The following is an 18,429-nucleotide window of genomic DNA, read 5'->3' as shown; positions in this document are numbered from 1 at the left end:
CAGAGCTTTCATGACATATCAATTATTAAGCCTACCTGAATCAATCACAGACATTACTCCGCAGTTTATGGAAGGTGCAATCCTTGCGTCGAACTTAGCGACAAAGCCACTCGATCCTGAAGAATGGATTGCTATCGTAGCGCCTGAAGCGGGTAAAGAGCTGGTAACAACGGTTACAGAACAGATTAACCGTCAACACAACCTGATTCAGCGTAATGAATATTTACTGACAGACGTCTTGGCTGAAGGTGACTTTAACGAGCAGTTCGCCGATTTTTCTGAAGGCTTCATGATGGTTTGGCCAACAGTGGAAGAGCAGTGGCAGAGCGTGACCGTTGCGGATGGCACTCTGCGCATGTTGCAAGCGCTCCTAACAACGTTGATGTTGGCGATTGATGAAGAACAAACTCAACAACAAATGATCGCTGCAGGGCTTACTAACCCACCATCGCTTGCCGATTTAGTGGGTCAAGTCGATCTGATGATTTCAGAAGTGGCTATGGCAGCGGATGAAGCGATGCTGGGCAATAAATCCCAGAGCGTGAACCCGTTTAAAGATATTGGTCGAAACGACCTGTGCCCTTGTGAGAGCGGCAAGAAGTTTAAACAATGCTGCGGTAAAAACAGCTAACCTAGGATTGTTGAGCAACTTAGCTTGAGTGAATAACAGACTTTCTTTAAGTGCTAAAAATTTAAGTAATAAAAAGTCGATCTTTGGGTCGACTTTTTTGTTTTTGAAGATGATGAGCTAATTGTTAGTCATTCTTTGATTTAACGAATTGAGAAATCACTACAAAACCGAAAGCAACTAAGTTACCGGCGAAGATAATCACAAGCCATTGTGGCATCGAAAGTTCTAAAAACTGCCACACAACTTTGCTGCAGTCGCCGTAAGCCTCAAACATCCACGGAGCCCATTGGTTTAAAGGTGCCCAGCTTGGGAAAGTCACGAACAGATCACAAGTCGCAAAAGGAGACGGATTAAACTGGTAGTCAACATGTTCTAAAGCTAGCGTCAAACCTTTGTATGCACCAAATCCCCAGCCAGCAAGGCCTAACCAACGTGATATTGGGTTATGAGGGGCGATAGCACCAATGATTGCAGCAACACCGATAGCAAGCATCGCAACGCGCTCATAGATGCACATTACGCAAGGGCCAAGCATCATCACGTGTTGGAAGAAGAGAGCGCATGCCTCAAAAAAGACAATAAAAGCCAGCAGTAAAAGCCAAGATAAACGTCCCTTAGAGAAGTCTTTAAGCATTGCAAAAAAGTTCACGAATTTAATCCCGTCTATAAAATAAAAAAGCCCTGATTACTCAGAGCTTTTTATCTTGGATAAGTTTCCTAATCAACTAATATTTTTGATTAGTTAGTTATAGTTATTGTGGTTTGCGACACAGTGTTTAGCTTAGTGACCACCAGAGATAACTGGAGCAACGACTTCACCAGTGCGTTGAATGATCCAACCAGCATCGTAGAACCATGCTGTCATTGGCTCTACGAAGAACACAATGCCTGCTAGGCCAACCAGTGCCAATACGATGGTGTATGGCAGCGCCATGATAACCATGCGACCGTAAGACAATCTAATTAACGGAGCAAGTGCTGATGTTAATAGGAATAGGAATGCAGCCTGGCCATTTGGTGTAGCAACAGAAGGTAGGTTAGTACCAGTGTTGATAGCAACAGCAAGTAGGTCAAACTGGTCACGAGTGATGATGCCTTCAACCAGTGCAGTTTTCACTTCGTTGATGTAAACCGTACCTACGAATACGTTATCTGAAACCATCGACAAGATACCGTTGGCAACATAGAAGAGTGCGAGCTGTGCGCCTTTATCTTCAACGTGAAGTACCGCATCGATTACTGGCTTAAATAGAGCTTGGTCGATGATTACAGCAACAACCGCGAAAAAGACGGCAAGAAGTGCGGTAAATGGCAGTGCTTCTTCAAAGGCTTTACCCATTGAGTGCTCTTCGATAACGCCAGTAAATGCCGTTGCCAAGATGATCACTGAAAGGCCAATCAAACCTACTTCAGCGACATGAAGCGCAAGGCCAACAATCAGCCAAACTGCGATTGCACTCTGAACCCATAGTTTTGCTACGTCTTGCTTTGTACGGTTTGCACGTTCTTTGTTGTCAAACTCAACTAAGATTTGGCGAACATTCGTTGGCAGTTCTGCGCCGTAACCAAACACTTTGAATTTTTCGACAAGTGCACAAGTTAGAATACCGCAGAAGAAAACAGGCAGTGTTACTGGCAGCATACGGATGATAAATTCACCGAACTCCCAACCCGCTTGCTTAGCAATTACTAAGTTTTGTGGTTCACCTACCATGGTCATTACGCCACCTAGTGCAGTACCAACACCGGCGTGCATAAGCAGTGAGCGTAGGAAAGCACGGTAGTTTTCTAGGTCATCACGAGTTAGTTCAGAGATCTCTTCATCATGAGTATGATCGTGCGCAGATGTTGTGCCTTTGCCCGATGCAACCTTGTGGTAGATAGAGTAGAAGCCTACCGCAACGCTAATAACTACAGCGATTACTGTCAGCGCATCTAGGAAGGCAGACAAAAACGCTGCAGCGACACAGAAAGCGACAGAGAGTAAGATTTTTGATTGGATGCCGAGCAGGATCTTCGTGAAAATGAACAGAAGTAGTTCTTTCATGAAGTAGATACCAGCAACCATGAATACAAGTAAGAGTAATACTGGAAGGTTTGCTTGTAGCTCGTGATAAACCATTTCTGGTTTGGTCATGCCAATGGCGACGGCTTGAATTGCCAATAAGCCACCCGGTTGAAGAGGGTAGCACTTTAGAGCCATAGCTAGAGTGAAAATAAACTCAACCACCAACAGCCAGCCCGCAACAAATGGGTCAACTAGGAAGAAAACAAACGGGTTGATGATTAAAAAGGAAATGATGGCAAGTTTATACCAATCAGGAGCTTTACCAAGGAAGTTCTTGATAAAAGCGTTTCCGAGAGACATCGGCATGTTAATACTCTTTTATGTTGATTATGAATAGACAAGCAATACAACATTTTGAGAATCGAGCTATAGAAATTGTTAAAAACTATAACTAACAGTGACTTAGAAAAACTACATTCCATGTAATGTTCTGTGGTCTTGCCAAGTCACTCCCTTAGAAACTCAAGCACTGCTTATTTTTGAGCGCAACTCTACTCTTAGATAACATTTAGTCAACAGGAAAAACCCTGTAGCCCTAAAAATACCTCTTTTTTGTTGAGAAACGCGATCAAAGTAGCGCAAGCATACCACTTAAAATGTGATAAAAACCGACTAGAATCAATATTTCAGCGAAATGATTGAAATTTACAGAATAACGACGGTTTATATATGATTATTACAACTTAATATTGCAAATTAATAACTTTGAAAATATGACCAATCTAGTTGATTTAAAAGAAAATTTGTTGTGTTAATGATTTGTTGAAATGGTAATTTGTAGTCGCTTGCTTTCTAAATCTAGGGTGCAAACGTGTGCTGAACTTTAGAGTTTTAACTCTACTGCTATTTTGAGTGAGTAAAATTTTTGCGGGTGTTTCCGCTAGGTGTGAACTAGTGGTATGATGAGTAAATTAGAACAGAATAATTAAATTGGATTGAAGTGTAGATGGTCATTAAGGCGAAGAGCCCGGCAGGATTTGCAGAAAAGTATATCATTGAAAGTATTTGGAATGGCCGTTTCCCTCCAGGTTCTATCTTGCCCGCAGAGCGTGAGCTTTCTGAGCTGATTGGTGTTACACGTACTACGCTTCGTGAAGTACTACAACGTCTTGCTCGCGACGGTTGGTTGACAATCCAACACGGCAAACCCACTAAAGTTAACCAGTTTATGGAAACCTCAGGTCTTCATATCCTAGATACGTTAATGACGTTAGACGTTGATAACGCAAGCAAAATGGTAGAAGATTTGCTTGCTGCGCGCACGAATATCAGCCCGATCTTTATGCGTTATGCATTTAAAGCAAATAAAGAAGCTTCAGAACGTACGATCAGTAACGTGATTGAATCTTGTGAAGCGCTACTTGCGGCACCGACTTGGGATGAGTTCTTAGAATCATCGCCATACGCTGACAAGATCAAACAAGCGGTAAAAGAAGATTCGGAAAAAGATGAAGCGAAACGTCAGACGATTTTAATCGCGAAGACTTTCAACTTCTATGATTACATGCTTTTCCAGCGTCTGGCATTTCACTCAGGCAACCAGATTTACGGCCTGATCTTTAACGGTGTACGTAAACTGTATGACCGTATCGGTAGCTACTACTTCTCTAACCCAGAAGCACGACGTTTAGCGATGGACTTTTATAAAGAGTTGTTCATTATCTGCGAAAGTGGCGAGCGCGAAACTTTGCCATTAGTGATTCGTAACTACGGTATCGCAAGTGCGCAAATTTGGAATGAAATGAAAACGACATTGCCAACGAACTTTACAGAAGACGACAGCTAAGCCATAGGTTTACTTTGTAGTCCCTGTTTAGTCGGTGACGTAAAAAAAACGAAAAAGCGGCGAGATAATTCAATTATCTCGCCGCTTTTTATTTATTGATAGTTGCTAGAACTTACCAGTGGGGCAGATACTTACCTATAACTAGTAACGTATCTATGAGTAGCAACTTACCCCGCAAACTCTTCTGAGTCTGGGCGGTTGGTAAATTGCACACCGTTTAGAAAATCGCAAAGTAGCTGGTCTTCGCACACTTTGTAGTTTTTGTTTTCTGGCTTGCGAAAGTAAGCGCCGATTTCGTACTTGCTCAAGCTAATGCCAACCACTTCTAGTACGTCCAAAACATCTTCTGCTTTCATGTTTAATGCGATACGAAGCTTCATGAAGATCATGTTGTTAGTCAGTGCAACTTCAGGTTTAGGTTGCTCGCCTTCTTTTTTGCCACGCTTAAGGTTGATGAAACCATTTAGGAATACCGCTAACTCTTTATCTTTCATCTTAGAGCATGACTTGTCGTTGTCGTCTTTTAACCAGTTAATCACTTGGTCATGAGCAACAGTTACATCAGCTTGTTCAATTGCTTTGATGATTTGTGCGTTTTTAAGGTTTAGTGCGTGTTGAATACGACGCAAGATTTCGTTGTTAGTCACTGGGAATTCCTAAAAAGGGTTTTAGAGTAAAGAGGTGTTGGTTAGTCCATTATCGTCGACAAACCAATTTCTACTCTACATAGCATAGTTGACGGCGACTCTAACAGAGAACGCTTATTTTCGGTAGATATAAAAAATCCCCAATGCTTATTAACTCTTTCAAGTTAAAAGTGCATTAGGGATTTAGTTATGAGTGCTTGTTATCTGACTGAAATCAGAATTACATTACACGCATACCAGGTTGAGCACCTTCGTGTGGCTCAAGGATCCATAGGTCGCTGCCGCCAGGGCCCGCTGCTAGGATCATGCCTTCCGACATACCAAACTTCATCTTACGAGGTTTTAGGTTTGCTACCATTACGGTTAGCTTGCCTTCGAGCTCTTCAGGTTTGTATGCTGACTTGATGCCAGAGAATACTTGGCGAGTCTCACCACCGATGTCCAGCTGGAACTTCAGTAGTTTGTTCGCTTTTGGTACTTCTTCACAAGAGATGATACGAGCAATACGCATGTCTACTGCTGCAAAGGCATCGAACTCAATCTCGTCTGCGATTGGTTCTTTGTCTAGCTCAGTTTGACTTGCTTGTTCTTTTTCAGCTTCTGCTTTTTCTTTTGCTGCTGCTTCAGCGGCTGCATCTTCTTTAGAAGACTCAACCATTGCTTCCACTTTCTTAGGATCAATACGGTTGAATAGTGCTTTGAACTTAGTGATCTCGTGATCAGTTAGTGGAGTCGCAATCGCTTCCCACGTAAGCTCTTCGTTTAGGAAAGCTTCAGTGCGAGCTGCAAGCTCTGGCATCACTGGTTTCAGGTAAGCCATCAGTACGCGGAATAGGTTAATACCTACAGAAGACACTTGCTGAAGCTCAGCTTCTTTGCCTTCTTCTTTTGCAAGAACCCAAGGTGCTTTTTCGTCGATGTACTGGTTCGCTTTATCCGCAAGTGCAGTGATTTCACGAATCGCACGGCTGAATTCACGAGTTTCGTATAACTCACCGATACGCTCAGCAGCAGCAACGAATTCGTTGTATAGCTCAGGTTCTGCAAATTCAGCAGCTAGCTTGCCTTCAAAACGCTTAGTGATGAAACCAGCGTTACGAGAGGCTAGGTTAACAATCTTGTTTACTACGTCAGCGTTTACACGTTGAGTGAAGTCTTCAAGGTTAAGGTCAAGGTCATCGATGCGGCTGTTTAGTTTCGCAGCGTAGTAGTAACGCAGACACTCAGGGTCTAGGTGGTTTAGGTACGTGCTCGCTTTGATGAATGTGCCTTTCGACTTAGACATCTTCGCACCATTCACTGTTACGTAGCCGTGTACGAATACATTGTTTGGCTTACGGAAACCTGCGCCGTCTAGCATTGCTGGCCAGAATAGGCTGTGGAAGTAAACGATGTCTTTGCCGATGAAGTGGTACAGCTCAGTTGTGCTGTCTTTCTTCCAGTATTCATCGAAGTTTAGATCGTCACGCTTGTCACATAGGTTCTTGAAAGAAGCCATGTAGCCAACAGGTGCGTCTAGCCATACGTAGAAGAACTTGTCTTTTTCGCCTGGGATTTCAAAGCCAAAGTAAGGTGCATCACGTGAGATATCCCACTGTTGCAGGCCAGACTCAAACCATTCCTGCATTTTGTTTGCAGTTTCATTTTGTAGAGAGCCAGAACGAGTCCACTCTTTAAGCATGCTTTCGAACTGAGGTAGGTCGAAGAAGAAGTGTTCAGAGTCTTTCATTACTGGAGTTGCGCCAGAAACCGCTGATTTAGGATTAATCAGTTCAGTTGGGCTGTATGTCTCACCACAGTTATCACAGTTATCACCATACTGGTCTTCTGACTTACACTTAGGGCAAGTACCTTTTACGAAGCGGTCTGGTAGGAACATCTCTTTCTCAGGATCGAAAAGCTGAGAAATAGTACGGCTAGAAATGAAGCCGTTCTTTTTAAGTTCTAGGTAGATGTGTGAAGCCAGTTCACGGTTCTCTTCGCTGTGTGTGCTGTGGTAGTTATCAAAGCTGATATCAAAGCCAGCGAAGTCTTTTTGGTGCTCTTCACTAACAGCAGCGATCATCTCTTCTGGCGTGATACCCATCTGTTGAGCTTTAAGCATAATTGGCGTGCCGTGAGCATCGTCAGCACAGATGAAGTTTACAGTGTTGCCACGCAGACGCTGGTATCGAACCCAGATATCAGCTTGGATATGCTCAAGCATATGGCCAAGGTGAATAGAGCCGTTAGCGTACGGAAGCGCACAAGTTACCAAAAGTTGTCTTGGATCAGTTGCCATACTTAATAATTCGCTTTTTTGATAGGTATAAATTTGAGAGGTAATACTACTTTATAACGTGTGATACGCCAAGGTATCAGACAAAGGATTCCCTTAGTTTTTTAGGGGTTCAGTCTTCATCTCGTGGGTGATAGCATAAATAAAAAAAGGAGCCCCAATGCGTAACTTTACTTCTAAGCAAGATTTCTGTTCATGGTTGAATGAGTTCGAGTCACCAATCCTCATCCCAGAGTGGGCGCTACACCAAAATATTGTATCGGTAGATCCGCGTGGATCATTTGTTATCACCTTGCCTTTTGCTGCTAATCAGCTCGCGGTTGAATTGGAACAGTGGATCCACTCTCAGATTGAACAACAGCTTGTTAGCGCTTTTCAGTTTGAAGTGAAAGTGAAGCCGTCTGCGCTGGAAACTACAGTCGCGACGCCATTGAAGGGTGTTAAAAACATAATCGCCGTGACGTCGGCAAAGGGTGGGGTGGGTAAATCGACGACGTCAGTTAACCTTGCGCTTGCGTTATCTAAGTCTGGTTCAAAAGTGGGTTTGTTAGATGCGGATATCTACGGTCCATCAGTGCCTATGATGCTCGGCCAGCTAGACGCAAAACCAGAAGTACAGAACAACAAATGGATGATGCCAATCGAGGCTCATGGCATTTTTACTCACTCTATTGGCTATCTTGTGTCGAAAGACGATGCGGCAATCTGGCGAGGCCCAATGGCAGCTAAGGCTTTGGGGCAGCTTGTTAATGAAACCGTATGGCCAGAGTTGGATTACCTTGTTATCGACATGCCACCGGGTACGGGTGATATTCAACTGACATTGTCACAACAGATCCCAGTGACAGGCGCGGTAGTGGTGACTACACCTCAAGATTTGGCATTAGCGGATGCGCGTAAAGGCGTAGCGATGTTTGATAAGGTGAGTGTGCCAGTCGCAGGCTTAGTTGAAAACATGAGCTATCATATTTGTAGTCACTGTGGTGAGAAAGAGCATATCTTTGGTGCTGGTGGTGCAGAAGCTATGTCAGAAGAGTTTTACCTCGATATTTTAGCACAGATCCCTCTTCATATTGATGTGCGAGAAGACATCGATGCAGGTTGTCCGACGGTGATTCGTCGTCCAGATAGTGAACATACACGTCATTACTTAGAGCTTGCTGAGAATGTGGCTGCGAAGATGTTTTGGACCGGTAAGGCGAGACCAGAAGCGATTAACTTCTCGATGGTTGAATAAAGTTGGCCACTCTAAATGTCGTGTAAATCATGTTGGACTAGATAAACAGCGGTTGGATTTAGGCTGATAGCCATTGGGCTTGTGCAAATAGTTGTAGGCAAGTTATTTGAAAGCAAACGATTGTCTTAAGTAAATGTATTGAGATCATCAATTTGACTGCAATTAGCTAAAATCGCGACTAGAATCTATGTGCTTTAGCCCCTATAATCAGGCGGTTTATCTCTTCCCACCACCAAACCATATCGGGTGCAAAATTAATGTCTGATAATAATCAATGTGTCATCGTAGGTATCGCTGGCGCTTCAGCTTCAGGAAAAAGTCTGATTGCTAGTACAATTTATAATGAATTGCGCGAAAAAGTAGGCGACCATCAAATTGGTGTTATCACGGAAGATTGCTATTACAGCGACCAAAGCCACTTGAGTATGGAAGAGCGTGTTAAAACTAACTACGATCACCCAAATGCACTAGATCATGACCTTTTATGTGAACATCTACAGCAGCTAATGAGTGGCAACGCCGTAGAAGTTCCTGAATACAGCTACACAGAGCACACACGTACTTCTGAAACGACTACACTTACTCCAAAGAAAGTGATCATTTTAGAGGGCATTCTGCTTCTAACAGACCCGCGTCTTCGTAAACTAATGCACGCAAGTGTGTTTATGGATACACCATTAGACATCTGTCTACTACGTCGTGTTAAGCGTGATGTAGAAGAGCGTGGTCGTACAATGGACACTGTACTTAAGCAATACCAAGAAACAGTACGTCCAATGTTCATGCAGTTTATCGAGCCTTCAAAACAACATGCAGACATCATCGTTCCTCGTGGTGGTAAAAACCGTATTGCGATTGACGTGCTAAAAGCGCACATTGCGAAGTTGTTGAAGTCTTAATCGAATAAAATTTTGCCTAAGTGACTCACTTAGCTTTATTTTTTACCGAATCAGTGGCACTTTTATAGTGCCACTTTCTTTTGGAATCTAAGCAAGGAATATGCGGATGAAGAAACTACTCATTTTCATAGCTGTACCAGTGTTTGTTGTAATTGCAGCAATTCTGGCACTAGTGCTGTTAGTGAATCCCAACCAATTTAAGCCATTAATTGTCGAACAAGCCCAAAAACACACAGGCCTAGAGCTCGTGATCGAGGGGGATATCAGCTGGCAATTCTTCCCATCCATTGGCTTTGAGCTTGGTCAAACTGAATTACGTAACCCTGAAGGGTTCACCCAACCAAACCTATTTAAGGTTGATACCGTTGGCGTTGATGTTTCGGTTACTCCGCTATTTAGCAACCAACTAGAGATAGGCAACATTACTCTAGATGGTGCAGAATTTTACTTAGAAACGCTTAAAGATGGTCGTAAGAACATTGATGCGCTAACGCAAGCGTCAGCGCCTCAAGAGTCTGAGCCTGTCGCCGGCGCAAGTTCTGAATCAACACCTGCCCCTCAAGAGCAAAGTGCTACAGACGCATCTGCTTGGACGATCAACCTTGCAGGTGTAACTGTCTCAAACGCATTGTTTGAAATGGACGACAAGCAAGCGGGTTCATTCACTAAGCTATACGATGTATCTTTGAACCTTTCTGAGTTTGCCGTTGATACATGGACAACCGCGACATTTGCGGCTTCTGGTGAAAACAACCAACAGAAGTTCTCAGCGGAGGGCAGTGCCGAATTCAAATTAGCTGAAGGCTTTGCAAGTTACGCACTTCGTAACATTGATTTAAACGCTAAGTTCAATGATCCAGCGACGTCGATTGAGTCAGCAAAAATTGGCTTGAATACGTTTGAGTTCGATAAGGTAAACCAACTGACTTACGCTGTAGTCGGTAATGCGGCTGGCCTTGACCTTGATCTTAACGGTGGCGGTGAACTTACGGTTGATAGCGCGATCTCAAAAGTAACGCTGAACAAATTAACGTTAGACTCAACATTCAAAGGTGACACGCTTCCTCAGTCTCCAATGAAAGTCGATATGCTGTCCGATTTAAGCTTCGATCTTAACAAGAGCCACCTGAGCTTTGTGTTAGAGAAGCTACAAGCTAACGCTATTGCATTAGACGGTAAAGCAGACGTAACCCTATCTGAAATACCCAAGGTTCGTTTCTCTCTTCATAGCCCGAATATTGATTTGGACGAGTTCCTAGGCTTAGGCAATACAACAGAAACAGCGAGCACTGCTCCTTCTGGTTCTGCTGGTGGCTCAACGTCAAACTCAGGTAGCTCAGCTCCTGCTAAAGAAGTGGAACCTGATCTGTCGGCTCTGAAAACGTTAGACGTGAAAGGTGACATTACGATTGATAAGTTCAAGGCGAACAACGCGAAGATGCAGAATGTAAAAACGGCATTTTCGGTTAACCGTGGTATCGCAGAACTAACCTCATTCACCTCGAATCTTTACCAAGGTTCTATTTCTGCTACTGCTAAGCTAGACGCTCGTAAAACACCAGCGACTTACACAGCTAAGAAGAAAATCAAAGGTGTGAAAGTACAACCGTTACTGGTTGATGTTGCGAACAATGATATGCTGGAAGGTACGGGTAATATCGATGTTAACGTGAAAGGTAAGAGCCTAACTCCAACAGGTATTAAGAAAAACTTGGTCGGTACTATCGCGATTAACTTTGAAGATGGTGCAGTTAACGGCATCAACGTAGCTCAACTGATTCGAGAAAACTACGCGAAGATCAAAGGCGAAAAAGTTGAAAGCACAAATGAAGCTCAAAAAACGGACTTCAGTGCAATGAAAGCGACGCTGAAGGTCGACAAAGGTTGGGTTTCAACTAACGACTTATCTGCACAGTCGCCACTGTTACGTGTGACAGGCCAAGGTAAAGCAAACTTCATCAATGAAACGGTCGACTTCCTTGTTCGTACATCGATTGTGGGTTCGCTTGAAGGTCAGGGTGGTAAGAGCATTGACGACCTGAAAGATGTAACTATCCCAATTAAAGTAACTGGCCAGTGGGCTGACCCGAAATTCGCACTTGTGTTTGATGATGTGTTGAAACAGAAAGCACAGAAAGAAATTGATCGTGGTGTGAACAAGTTAACAGACAAGATCAAAGACGAGAAAACCAAAGAAGCGGTCGATGGCTTATTGAAAGGTTTCTTTAACTAAACCTCTCTCACTCGTATATAAAAGAAGCGCCATTCCTGTTGTAGGAATGGCGCTTTTGTTTGGATGCTTATAATATTTTAGAGAGATTCCCTATGACACCCGAACCTCGTTCTAGGGAATGACGACAGGTACTCGTCCTTTGTTCAAGGGCGTGACAGTCTAGTGGTCGTCATCCTAGATAGGGAAGAATGACCGAGTCGGGGATCTCTGGTTGAATGTGATTACCAGTCAACGCCTTGAAGCGCTTTAACACCAGATTCGAATGCGTGCTTCACATTACGTACTTCAGACACGGTATCGGCCATGTCCGTTAAAGTACGGTGCGCTCCACGTCCCGTAATGATTACTGATTGCATTTTCGGACGGTTGTTTAGAGCTTCTACTACTTCATCCAGTTCAATGTAGCCATAACTCACCATGTAAGTTAGCTCATCAAACAGAATCACATCAATCGACTCATCGGCTAGCATGCGCTGACACTCTTTCCACACGCGCTGTGCGGCTTCGATATCTTGAGCCTTGTTTTGAGTTTCCCAAGTAAAGCCGGTACCCATAACTTGGAATTCTACATCGAGCTTTTGAAGAACGTTCTTTTCGCCGTTATCCCAAGTCCCTTTTACAAACTGAGCCACTGCACACTTCTTACCATGACCGACTGCACGTGTAATCGTACCAAAACCTGATGTTGATTTGCCTTTACCGTTACCAGTAATAACCAACAATAGGCCTTTTATTTCTTGTGCTGCAGCGACACGAGCATCGACTTGTTCTTTTACTTTTTGTTGTCTTGCTTTGTGGCGTTGTTCTTTGTTGTCTTCAGTCGACATAACAAATCCTTTTAAGTTGTGATTGCGCCTATCATAGCCTAACTTAACGATAGCAAAAACCATCGGAAGAACAGGTGATTAGGGATGAAAAAGATACTCGTGGTTTGTATGGGGAATATTTGCCGTTCACCAACAGGTGAAGCAGTACTAAGGAAGAAAGCGCAACAGTTGGATATTGACGTTGTGGTCGACTCTGCGGGGACGATTGGTTTTCATCAAGGCAACCCGCCAGACTCGCGTTCGAAATCTGCAGGAGAGAAGCGAGGCTACAGCTTTAAGGGGATTACTTCTCGTAAAGTGGTTGATAATGACTTCGAAGAATTTGACCTGATACTCGCGGCAGATAGGGCCAATTTAGACGACTTAATGAGCCAGTGTCCAGCTCATCTCCAATACAAGCTTGCGTTATTTTTAAGCTTTGGAGAATCACAATATCAAGAGGTCCCCGATCCCTATTATGGTGAGGGAAATGGCTTTGAATTGGTGTTGGATTTAATCGAAGAGTCTAGCGAAGCGATACTGCGTTCATTGTAGCGTGTAATCACGCTGAGTACCTTTAACGTAGGTAGTATTCGAAGTAATCATAATTCGTCCTCAATGTGTAAACACATTTAAGGACGGGACATAGATATAAAAAAGGCCGACATTGAATGTCGGCCTTTCTAAATCTAACTTAAAGCTACAGCTAAGATTACTTAGACATTACTTTGTAGATTGGGTCTTCTGCAACGTTCGCTTCAACTAAGCTACCTGCTTTGTGCAGCATAGCAACACAGTCTTGGCTTAGGTGGCGAAGGTGAAGTGTTTTACCTAGTGCCGCGTAACGGTCAGCAATCGTGTCGATCGCTTCAATAGCAGAGTGGTCAGTAACGCGTGAGTTTGCGAAATCAACGATGACATCTTGTGGATCGTTGTATGCGTCAAATAACTCTAGGAAGTTAGCCGTTGAACCAAAGAATATTGGGCCGTTAACTTTATACTCTTTAGAGCCTTCAGCGTTTACTGATGTATCTGCGTAGATGTGTTTAGCATGTTGCCAAGCGAACATTAACGCTGAAGCCACAACACCCACACCAACAGCGACCGCAAGGTCAGTCAGTACGGTTACTACTGTAACAAGAACGATAACGAAGAAGTCTTGCTTAGGAACGCGACGCGCAAGCTTGAAGGTTGCCCATTCAAATGTACCGATAACAACCATGAACATTACGCCCACAAGTGCTGCTAGAGGAATCATTTCAATCAGTGCAGAACCGAACAGGATGAACATCAGTAGTGCAACTGCCGCTACAATACCTGAAAGACGACCACGACCGCCTGAGTTTACGTTGATCATCGATTGACCGATCATCGCACAACCACCCATCGCGCCAAATACTGAACAGGTTACGTTAGCCATACCTTGACCAACACATTCACGGTTAGATTGACCACGAGTGTTTGTCATTTCGTCTAGTACTGTCAGTGTCAGCAGAGATTCAATCAGGCCGATAGCCGCAAGGATAATTGCGTACGGTAGGATGATCTGAAGTGTCTCAAAAGAAAACGGAACAGCGGGAATAGAGAACGTTGGTAGAGAACCCGCTAGCGTTGCAGCTTCGTCGCCAGACATTGTACGTAGGAAGTCGACAACAGTTCGAGTTTCAAGGTCAAGACCTACAACCAAAGCTGTTACTGTAACAATAGCAACCAATGAAGATGGTACTGCTGTTGTTAGCTTAGGTAGGAAGTGGATGATAGCCATTGTAAGGGCTACTAGACCTAGCATTAGTGTCATTTGCCCGCTTGGTAACCAAGTCAACGCACCTGTTACGTCTGGCGCTTTAAATTGACCAAGCTGAGCTAGGAAGATAACAATTGCCAAACCGTTCACGAAACCAATCATTACTGGGTGTGGAACGATACGGATAAATTTACCGAGTTTAAATACACCCGCTGCAATTTGCAGAAGGCCAGCCAGCATAACGGCTGCGAATAGGTATTGAACACCATGGGTTGCCACTAGGCTCACCATAACAACGGCCATTGCGCCAGTTGCACCAGAAATCATACCTGGACGGCCGCCAAAGACAGAAGTGATTAAACCTACGATGAATGCTGCGTAAAGACCAACCATTGGGTCAACGCCAGCAACAAAGGCGAATGCTACAGCTTCAGGTACCAGAGCTAGGGCTACTGTAAGACCTGAAAGCACGTCATTCTTTACAGAGTGCTTTGAAAATTGTGGGAATTCGAACATGTTTGCTCAGCTATGCTTAAGATGGATTTACCGACACGGGTGTATTGCGTAGCCAAACAGTGATGGAAAAGAGCGGCAATAGCGAAGTGTCGAAAAGATAAGTGCGCGAATGCTACCCAAAAATGTGATTAAGTTCAAGGTTGAACCTAACTTTGAGTAATATATCTGTTAATTTTTATTCGATTAGTAGATATGAAAAAGGCTGCTTTAATAAGCAGCCTTTGATTCTATTTACTTGCGATTATCTATCAGTAATCACTAGTAGTTTGGCTTAGTCATCGCCGCGCCAGCTTTGTTCGACGCTGCCTGACTGCCTGCACCTTTCGATACAAAACGTTCAGTGCGGAACGGAGCTGCAATCACTTCAATCTCTTTGATCTCTTGAGGACCAGGAGCTTTAGTCATTGGTGAACCGGCTTGCTTCTTAGCAACTGCTGCCTTTGGTGCCGCTTTAGGAGCTTCTGCTTTTACAACAGGTGCTTCTTCAACTTTTGCACTTTCAGCTTTAGGCGCTTCAGCTTCAACAACTGGTGTTGCTTCTGCTTGCATAGCTTCTGCTACAACAGGCGCTTCAACTTTCGTCGCTTCTACAATCACTGGAGTTTCAACTTTCTCAGTTTCAACGACCACTGGTGCTTCTTCAACGACTGCAGGAGCTTCAACTACAGCAGGAGTCTCAGCTACTTGAGCTTCAACAGCAGCTTCTTCGCGACGGATAATCACTTTGCCCATAGCTAGTTCAGGACATGCGAAGCCGCCAGCCATTGCTACGTTGCTTTGTGGTGCCGTCTCTAGAGCAACATTCTGCTCTTGAACAGATGTTTGAGCTTCAACTGCTACTTGAACTTCAGCCACTTCAGGTTTTGCCTGCTTGTGGTGAGGTTTTGGAATGAAGCGAGGCATCACTTTACCCATAGCCATCTCAGGAGAAGCTACACCACCTTTACGTAGGCGGAATGGGTTAGGGCGACGATCACGACCGCGACGACGACGTTGACCACTTGCACGTAGGTGACGCGGAGAACGACGGTTACGACGTTGTTTCGGCTCTTCCTGTTCAGTTTGCTCTGCATTCGCTTGAGTTGCTTCTACTTGTTCCGCAACTTTTTGCTCTTGAGCTACTGACTGTTCTTTTGAAACAGATAGTTCTTTAGCAGCATTATCTTCAGCTTGAGCTTGCTGGTCTTTAACACGAACTTGCTTGTTCAGTTTACGACGCTGACGACGCTCTTTAATCTTAGCTGCTTTCGCTTCAGGCTTAGCCTTAGGTGCTTCCGGTTTTCCAGCTTGTGCTTCTGCCGCTAGCTGTAGACCTTCTTCTGCTAATTTAGATGGTGCTTGCTCTTCGCGTTGCTTCTGCTCATCACGTGGCTTATTGCGACGGTCTTGCTTAGGCTTACGAGGCTGACGATTTTGCTGTGGAGCTGCTTCTTTCTGCTCTTCAGGTTTCTCATCACGTGCAGGCTTACGACGGCGTTTGTTGTCACGGTTTTCGTTACGATTATCGCCACGTTCACCACGTTGGTTACGACGACGGTTATCGTTACGATCACGACGTTGACGGTTGCCGTTGTTGCGATTGTTTTTAGGTTTCTCTTCTTCTTTCTTCTCTTCTTCTTTTTTCTCTTCTTGAGTTGAAGAGCCAAATAAGAAGCTACCGATAGCTTTGAAGAAACGACCAATTAGGCCTGGTTCTTGAGTCGCCGCTGGTTCAGCTTTCTTCTCTTCTACAGCTTTAGGTGCTGGAGCAGGAGTTGGTGCTGATTGAGCAGGAGCTGCAAAGCCTTTCAGAGCAGGTTCTTCGATCTTCTTAGGACGAATAGTCTGTTCAGCAGGCTCTTTGCTTTCCGCTTCTTTTAGAGCTTCTAGCTTGTTAGGCAGCAAGTAAGACAGTAGATCGAACTCTTCACCTTCACGAACACGGATAACCTCAAAATGCGGCGTTTCCATGTCTGAGTTAGGAACAACAGTGATCTTAACTTCTTGGTTTTTCTCGATGTGGTTTACTGAGCGACGTTTTTCGTTCAGAAGGTAAGAAGCGATTGGAACAGGCACAACAGCAAGTACTTGTGCTGTGTTGTCTTTTAGAGCTTCTTCTTCAATCAAACGTAGAACAGAAAGTGCTAGAGATTCGTTATCACGAACAACACCAGTACCTGTACAACGAGGACAAATGTGGTGGCTTGCTTCTGCTAGTGATGGGCTCAAACGTTGACGAGACATCTCTAGAAGACCAAAGCGAGAAATACGACCAATCTGAACACGTGCGCGATCTAAACGAACGGCATCACGTAGACGGCTTTCTACTTCGCGTTGGTGGCGAACCGGAGTCATATCGATAAAGTCGATTACAACCAGACCACCTAGGTCACGTAGACGTAATTGACGTGCAATTTCATCGGCAGCTTCTAGGTTAGTGTTAAGTGCTGTTTCTTCAATATCGCCGCCCTTTGTTGCACGAGCAGAGTTGATATCGATAGAAGTCAGAGCTTCTGTTGGATCGATTACGATAGAACCACCAGATGGAAGACGAACTTCACGTTGGAAAGCAGATTCGATCTGGCTTTCAATCTGGTAATGGCTGAATAGTGGCACTTCACCATCGTATTTCTTAACGCGATTCATGAAATCTGGGCGTATTAATTGAATGTGCGCTTGTGCACGTTCAAAAATAGTATTGCTGTCGATTAGAATCTCGCCAATATCACGACGTAGGTAGTCACGAATTGCGCGAACAATAACGTTACTCTCTTGGTGAATTAGGAAAGGAGCTGCATTTGAATCAGAAGCTTGCTTGATAGCGCCCCAATGGTTCAATAGAACATTCAGGTCCCACTCTAGCTCTTCTGCGCTTTTGCCAACGCCCGCTGTACGCACGATTAAGCCCATACCTTGAGGAAGCTCAAGAGTGCTCAATGCTGCTTTCAGTTGGGTGCGCTCATCACCTTCGATACGACGAGAAATACCGCCTGCACGAGGGTTGTTTGGCATAAGAACTAAGTAACTACCTGCCAAAGAGATGAAAGTTGTCAGTGCAGCACCTTTGCTACCACGTTCTTCTTTCTCTACTTGTACGATTACTTCTTGGCCTTCTTTTAGCACTTCTTTAATGCTAGGACGGCCTTGGTATGTATAACCTTCAGGGAAGTATTCGCGGGCAATTTCTTTAAGAGGGAGGAAACCGTGACGTTCTGCGCCGTAATCAACGAATGCCGCTTCTAGGCTTGGTTCAATACGGGTAATACGTCCTTTGTAGATATTCGCTTTCTTTGACTCGTGACCTGGACTTTCGATATCTAGATCGAACAGTCGCTGGCCATCAACCAAAGCGACACGCAACTCTTCTTTTTGAGTTGCGTTAATTAACATTCTTTTCATTTAGAAATTCTCATTGTCTTTTCTTATTTTCATCATTGTTCTTATCGCTTTATTTCGTTTCTCATGGTGCCAGATCCCATGGCTTTATCGGTGCAGCCTCCCGGCTGGAGAGGGATGCTCTGGGGCACGTCAGTCATCATAGGGAGTTAGCCTATGATCCGCGATGTGGCGGTGAATACTCAACATGAGCGTACGTGAGTAGAGCG

At 44.2% G+C, this 18,429-nt stretch carries 13 protein-coding genes; 6 read left to right on the top strand and 7 right to left on the bottom strand.

Annotated features, from left to right (window positions below):
* The first annotated feature begins 10 nt into the window (after positions 1-10).
* Positions 11-631 (top strand): SEC-C metal-binding domain-containing protein, encoded by a 621-nt coding sequence (locus ATB74_RS11100; RefSeq protein WP_061018518.1) that lies wholly within the window; start codon positions 11-13, stop codon positions 629-631.
* A 124-nt stretch (positions 632-755) separates the two neighbouring features.
* On the opposite strand, the gene dsbB is transcribed toward ATB74_RS11100, so the two are convergent.
* Together dsbB and nhaB are read right to left on the bottom strand one after the other, a co-directional pair.
* Complete coding sequence (dsbB, locus tag ATB74_RS11095; RefSeq protein WP_048617897.1) at positions 756-1,265, bottom strand: disulfide bond formation protein DsbB; 510 nt, start codon at positions 1,263-1,265, stop codon at positions 756-758.
* 147 nt (positions 1,266-1,412) lie between these two features.
* The gene (gene nhaB / locus ATB74_RS11090) at positions 1,413-3,005 is read right to left on the bottom strand and encodes a Na(+)/H(+) antiporter NhaB (protein WP_048659726.1); all 1,593 of its coding nucleotides are present in this window, start codon (positions 3,003-3,005) and stop codon (positions 1,413-1,415) included.
* A gap of 640 nt (positions 3,006-3,645) precedes the next feature.
* On the opposite strand from nhaB, the gene fadR reads away from it, so the two are divergent.
* Entirely contained in the window at positions 3,646-4,485 is an 840-nt protein-coding gene (gene fadR / locus ATB74_RS11085; protein ID WP_060982306.1) for a fatty acid metabolism transcriptional regulator FadR, read from the top strand.
* Positions 4,486-4,652: 167 nt separating this feature from the next.
* Here the strand turns inward: fadR and ATB74_RS11080 are convergent, their stop codons facing one another.
* Positions 4,653-5,132, bottom strand: a complete 480-nt coding sequence (locus tag ATB74_RS11080; RefSeq protein WP_010437231.1) for a DUF1456 family protein — start codon at positions 5,130-5,132, stop codon at positions 4,653-4,655.
* A gap of 220 nt (positions 5,133-5,352) precedes the next feature.
* Positions 5,353-7,413, bottom strand: coding sequence for a methionine--tRNA ligase (metG, locus tag ATB74_RS11075; RefSeq protein ID WP_017062160.1), 2,061 nt, complete (start codon positions 7,411-7,413; stop codon positions 5,353-5,355).
* 157 nt (positions 7,414-7,570) lie between these two features.
* Between metG and apbC the strand changes: the two genes are divergently transcribed.
* The 3 genes from apbC (at position 7,571) to ATB74_RS11060 (ending at position 11,779) form a co-directional block, all read left to right on the top strand.
* Positions 7,571-8,647, top strand: coding sequence for an iron-sulfur cluster carrier protein ApbC (gene apbC, locus ATB74_RS11070; RefSeq protein WP_009848619.1), 1,077 nt, complete (start codon positions 7,571-7,573; stop codon positions 8,645-8,647).
* 257 nt (positions 8,648-8,904) lie between these two features.
* On the top strand, positions 8,905-9,546 hold the full coding sequence (gene udk / locus ATB74_RS11065; RefSeq protein WP_004734002.1) for a uridine kinase: 642 nt from the start codon (positions 8,905-8,907) through the stop codon (positions 9,544-9,546).
* A gap of 106 nt (positions 9,547-9,652) precedes the next feature.
* Positions 9,653-11,779, top strand: coding sequence for an AsmA family protein (locus tag ATB74_RS11060; protein ID WP_061018516.1), 2,127 nt, complete (start codon positions 9,653-9,655; stop codon positions 11,777-11,779).
* Between the two features lie 221 nt (positions 11,780-12,000).
* Here ATB74_RS11060 and cobO read toward each other — a convergent pair whose 3' ends face one another.
* Positions 12,001-12,606, bottom strand: coding sequence for a cob(I)yrinic acid a,c-diamide adenosyltransferase (gene cobO, locus ATB74_RS11055; RefSeq protein ID WP_061018514.1), 606 nt, complete (start codon positions 12,604-12,606; stop codon positions 12,001-12,003).
* Positions 12,607-12,690: 84 nt separating this feature from the next.
* On the opposite strand from cobO, the gene ATB74_RS11050 reads away from it, so the two are divergent.
* Entirely contained in the window at positions 12,691-13,140 is a 450-nt protein-coding gene (locus ATB74_RS11050) for a low molecular weight protein-tyrosine-phosphatase (RefSeq protein ID WP_061018512.1), read from the top strand.
* A 157-nt stretch (positions 13,141-13,297) separates the two neighbouring features.
* Here ATB74_RS11050 and ATB74_RS11045 read toward each other — a convergent pair whose 3' ends face one another.
* The gene (locus tag ATB74_RS11045) at positions 13,298-14,845 is read right to left on the bottom strand and encodes a SulP family inorganic anion transporter (RefSeq protein ID WP_017063477.1); all 1,548 of its coding nucleotides are present in this window, start codon (positions 14,843-14,845) and stop codon (positions 13,298-13,300) included.
* Positions 14,846-15,103: 258 nt separating this feature from the next.
* A complete protein-coding gene (gene rne / locus ATB74_RS11040; RefSeq protein WP_061018507.1) occupies positions 15,104-18,223 on the bottom strand; it encodes a ribonuclease E in 3,120 nt (1,039 codons plus the stop codon).
* Positions 18,224-18,429: the final 206 nt, after the last annotated feature.

It is taken from the genome of Vibrio splendidus (genome assembly GCF_001557875.1).
Taxonomy (GTDB): domain Bacteria; phylum Pseudomonadota; class Gammaproteobacteria; order Enterobacterales; family Vibrionaceae; genus Vibrio; species Vibrio splendidus_F.
Note: the sequence above shows the minus strand (reverse complement) of the source record. Positions and strands in the feature narration are given on the sequence as shown.

What these genes read in the sequence shown, in the direction of transcription:
- ATB74_RS11100 (WP_061018518.1), top strand. Translation starts at nt 11, where the DNA reads ATGACATATCAATTATTAAGCCTACCTGAATCAATCACAGACATTACT.
- dsbB (WP_048617897.1), bottom strand. Translation starts at nt 1,265, where the DNA reads ATGCTTAAAGACTTCTCTAAGGGACGTTTATCTTGGCTTTTACTGCTG.
- nhaB (WP_048659726.1), bottom strand. Translation starts at nt 3,005, where the DNA reads ATGCCGATGTCTCTCGGAAACGCTTTTATCAAGAACTTCCTTGGTAAA.
- fadR (WP_060982306.1), top strand. Translation starts at nt 3,646, where the DNA reads ATGGTCATTAAGGCGAAGAGCCCGGCAGGATTTGCAGAAAAGTATATC.
- metG (WP_017062160.1), bottom strand. Translation starts at nt 7,413, where the DNA reads ATGGCAACTGATCCAAGACAACTTTTGGTAACTTGTGCGCTTCCGTAC.
- apbC (WP_009848619.1), top strand. Translation starts at nt 7,571, where the DNA reads ATGCGTAACTTTACTTCTAAGCAAGATTTCTGTTCATGGTTGAATGAG.
- udk (WP_004734002.1), top strand. Translation starts at nt 8,905, where the DNA reads ATGTCTGATAATAATCAATGTGTCATCGTAGGTATCGCTGGCGCTTCA.
- ATB74_RS11060 (WP_061018516.1), top strand. Translation starts at nt 9,653, where the DNA reads ATGAAGAAACTACTCATTTTCATAGCTGTACCAGTGTTTGTTGTAATT.
- cobO (WP_061018514.1), bottom strand. Translation starts at nt 12,606, where the DNA reads ATGTCGACTGAAGACAACAAAGAACAACGCCACAAAGCAAGACAACAA.
- ATB74_RS11050 (WP_061018512.1), top strand. Translation starts at nt 12,691, where the DNA reads ATGAAAAAGATACTCGTGGTTTGTATGGGGAATATTTGCCGTTCACCA.
- ATB74_RS11045 (WP_017063477.1), bottom strand. Translation starts at nt 14,845, where the DNA reads ATGTTCGAATTCCCACAATTTTCAAAGCACTCTGTAAAGAATGACGTG.
- rne (WP_061018507.1), bottom strand. Translation starts at nt 18,223, where the DNA reads ATGAAAAGAATGTTAATTAACGCAACTCAAAAAGAAGAGTTGCGTGTC.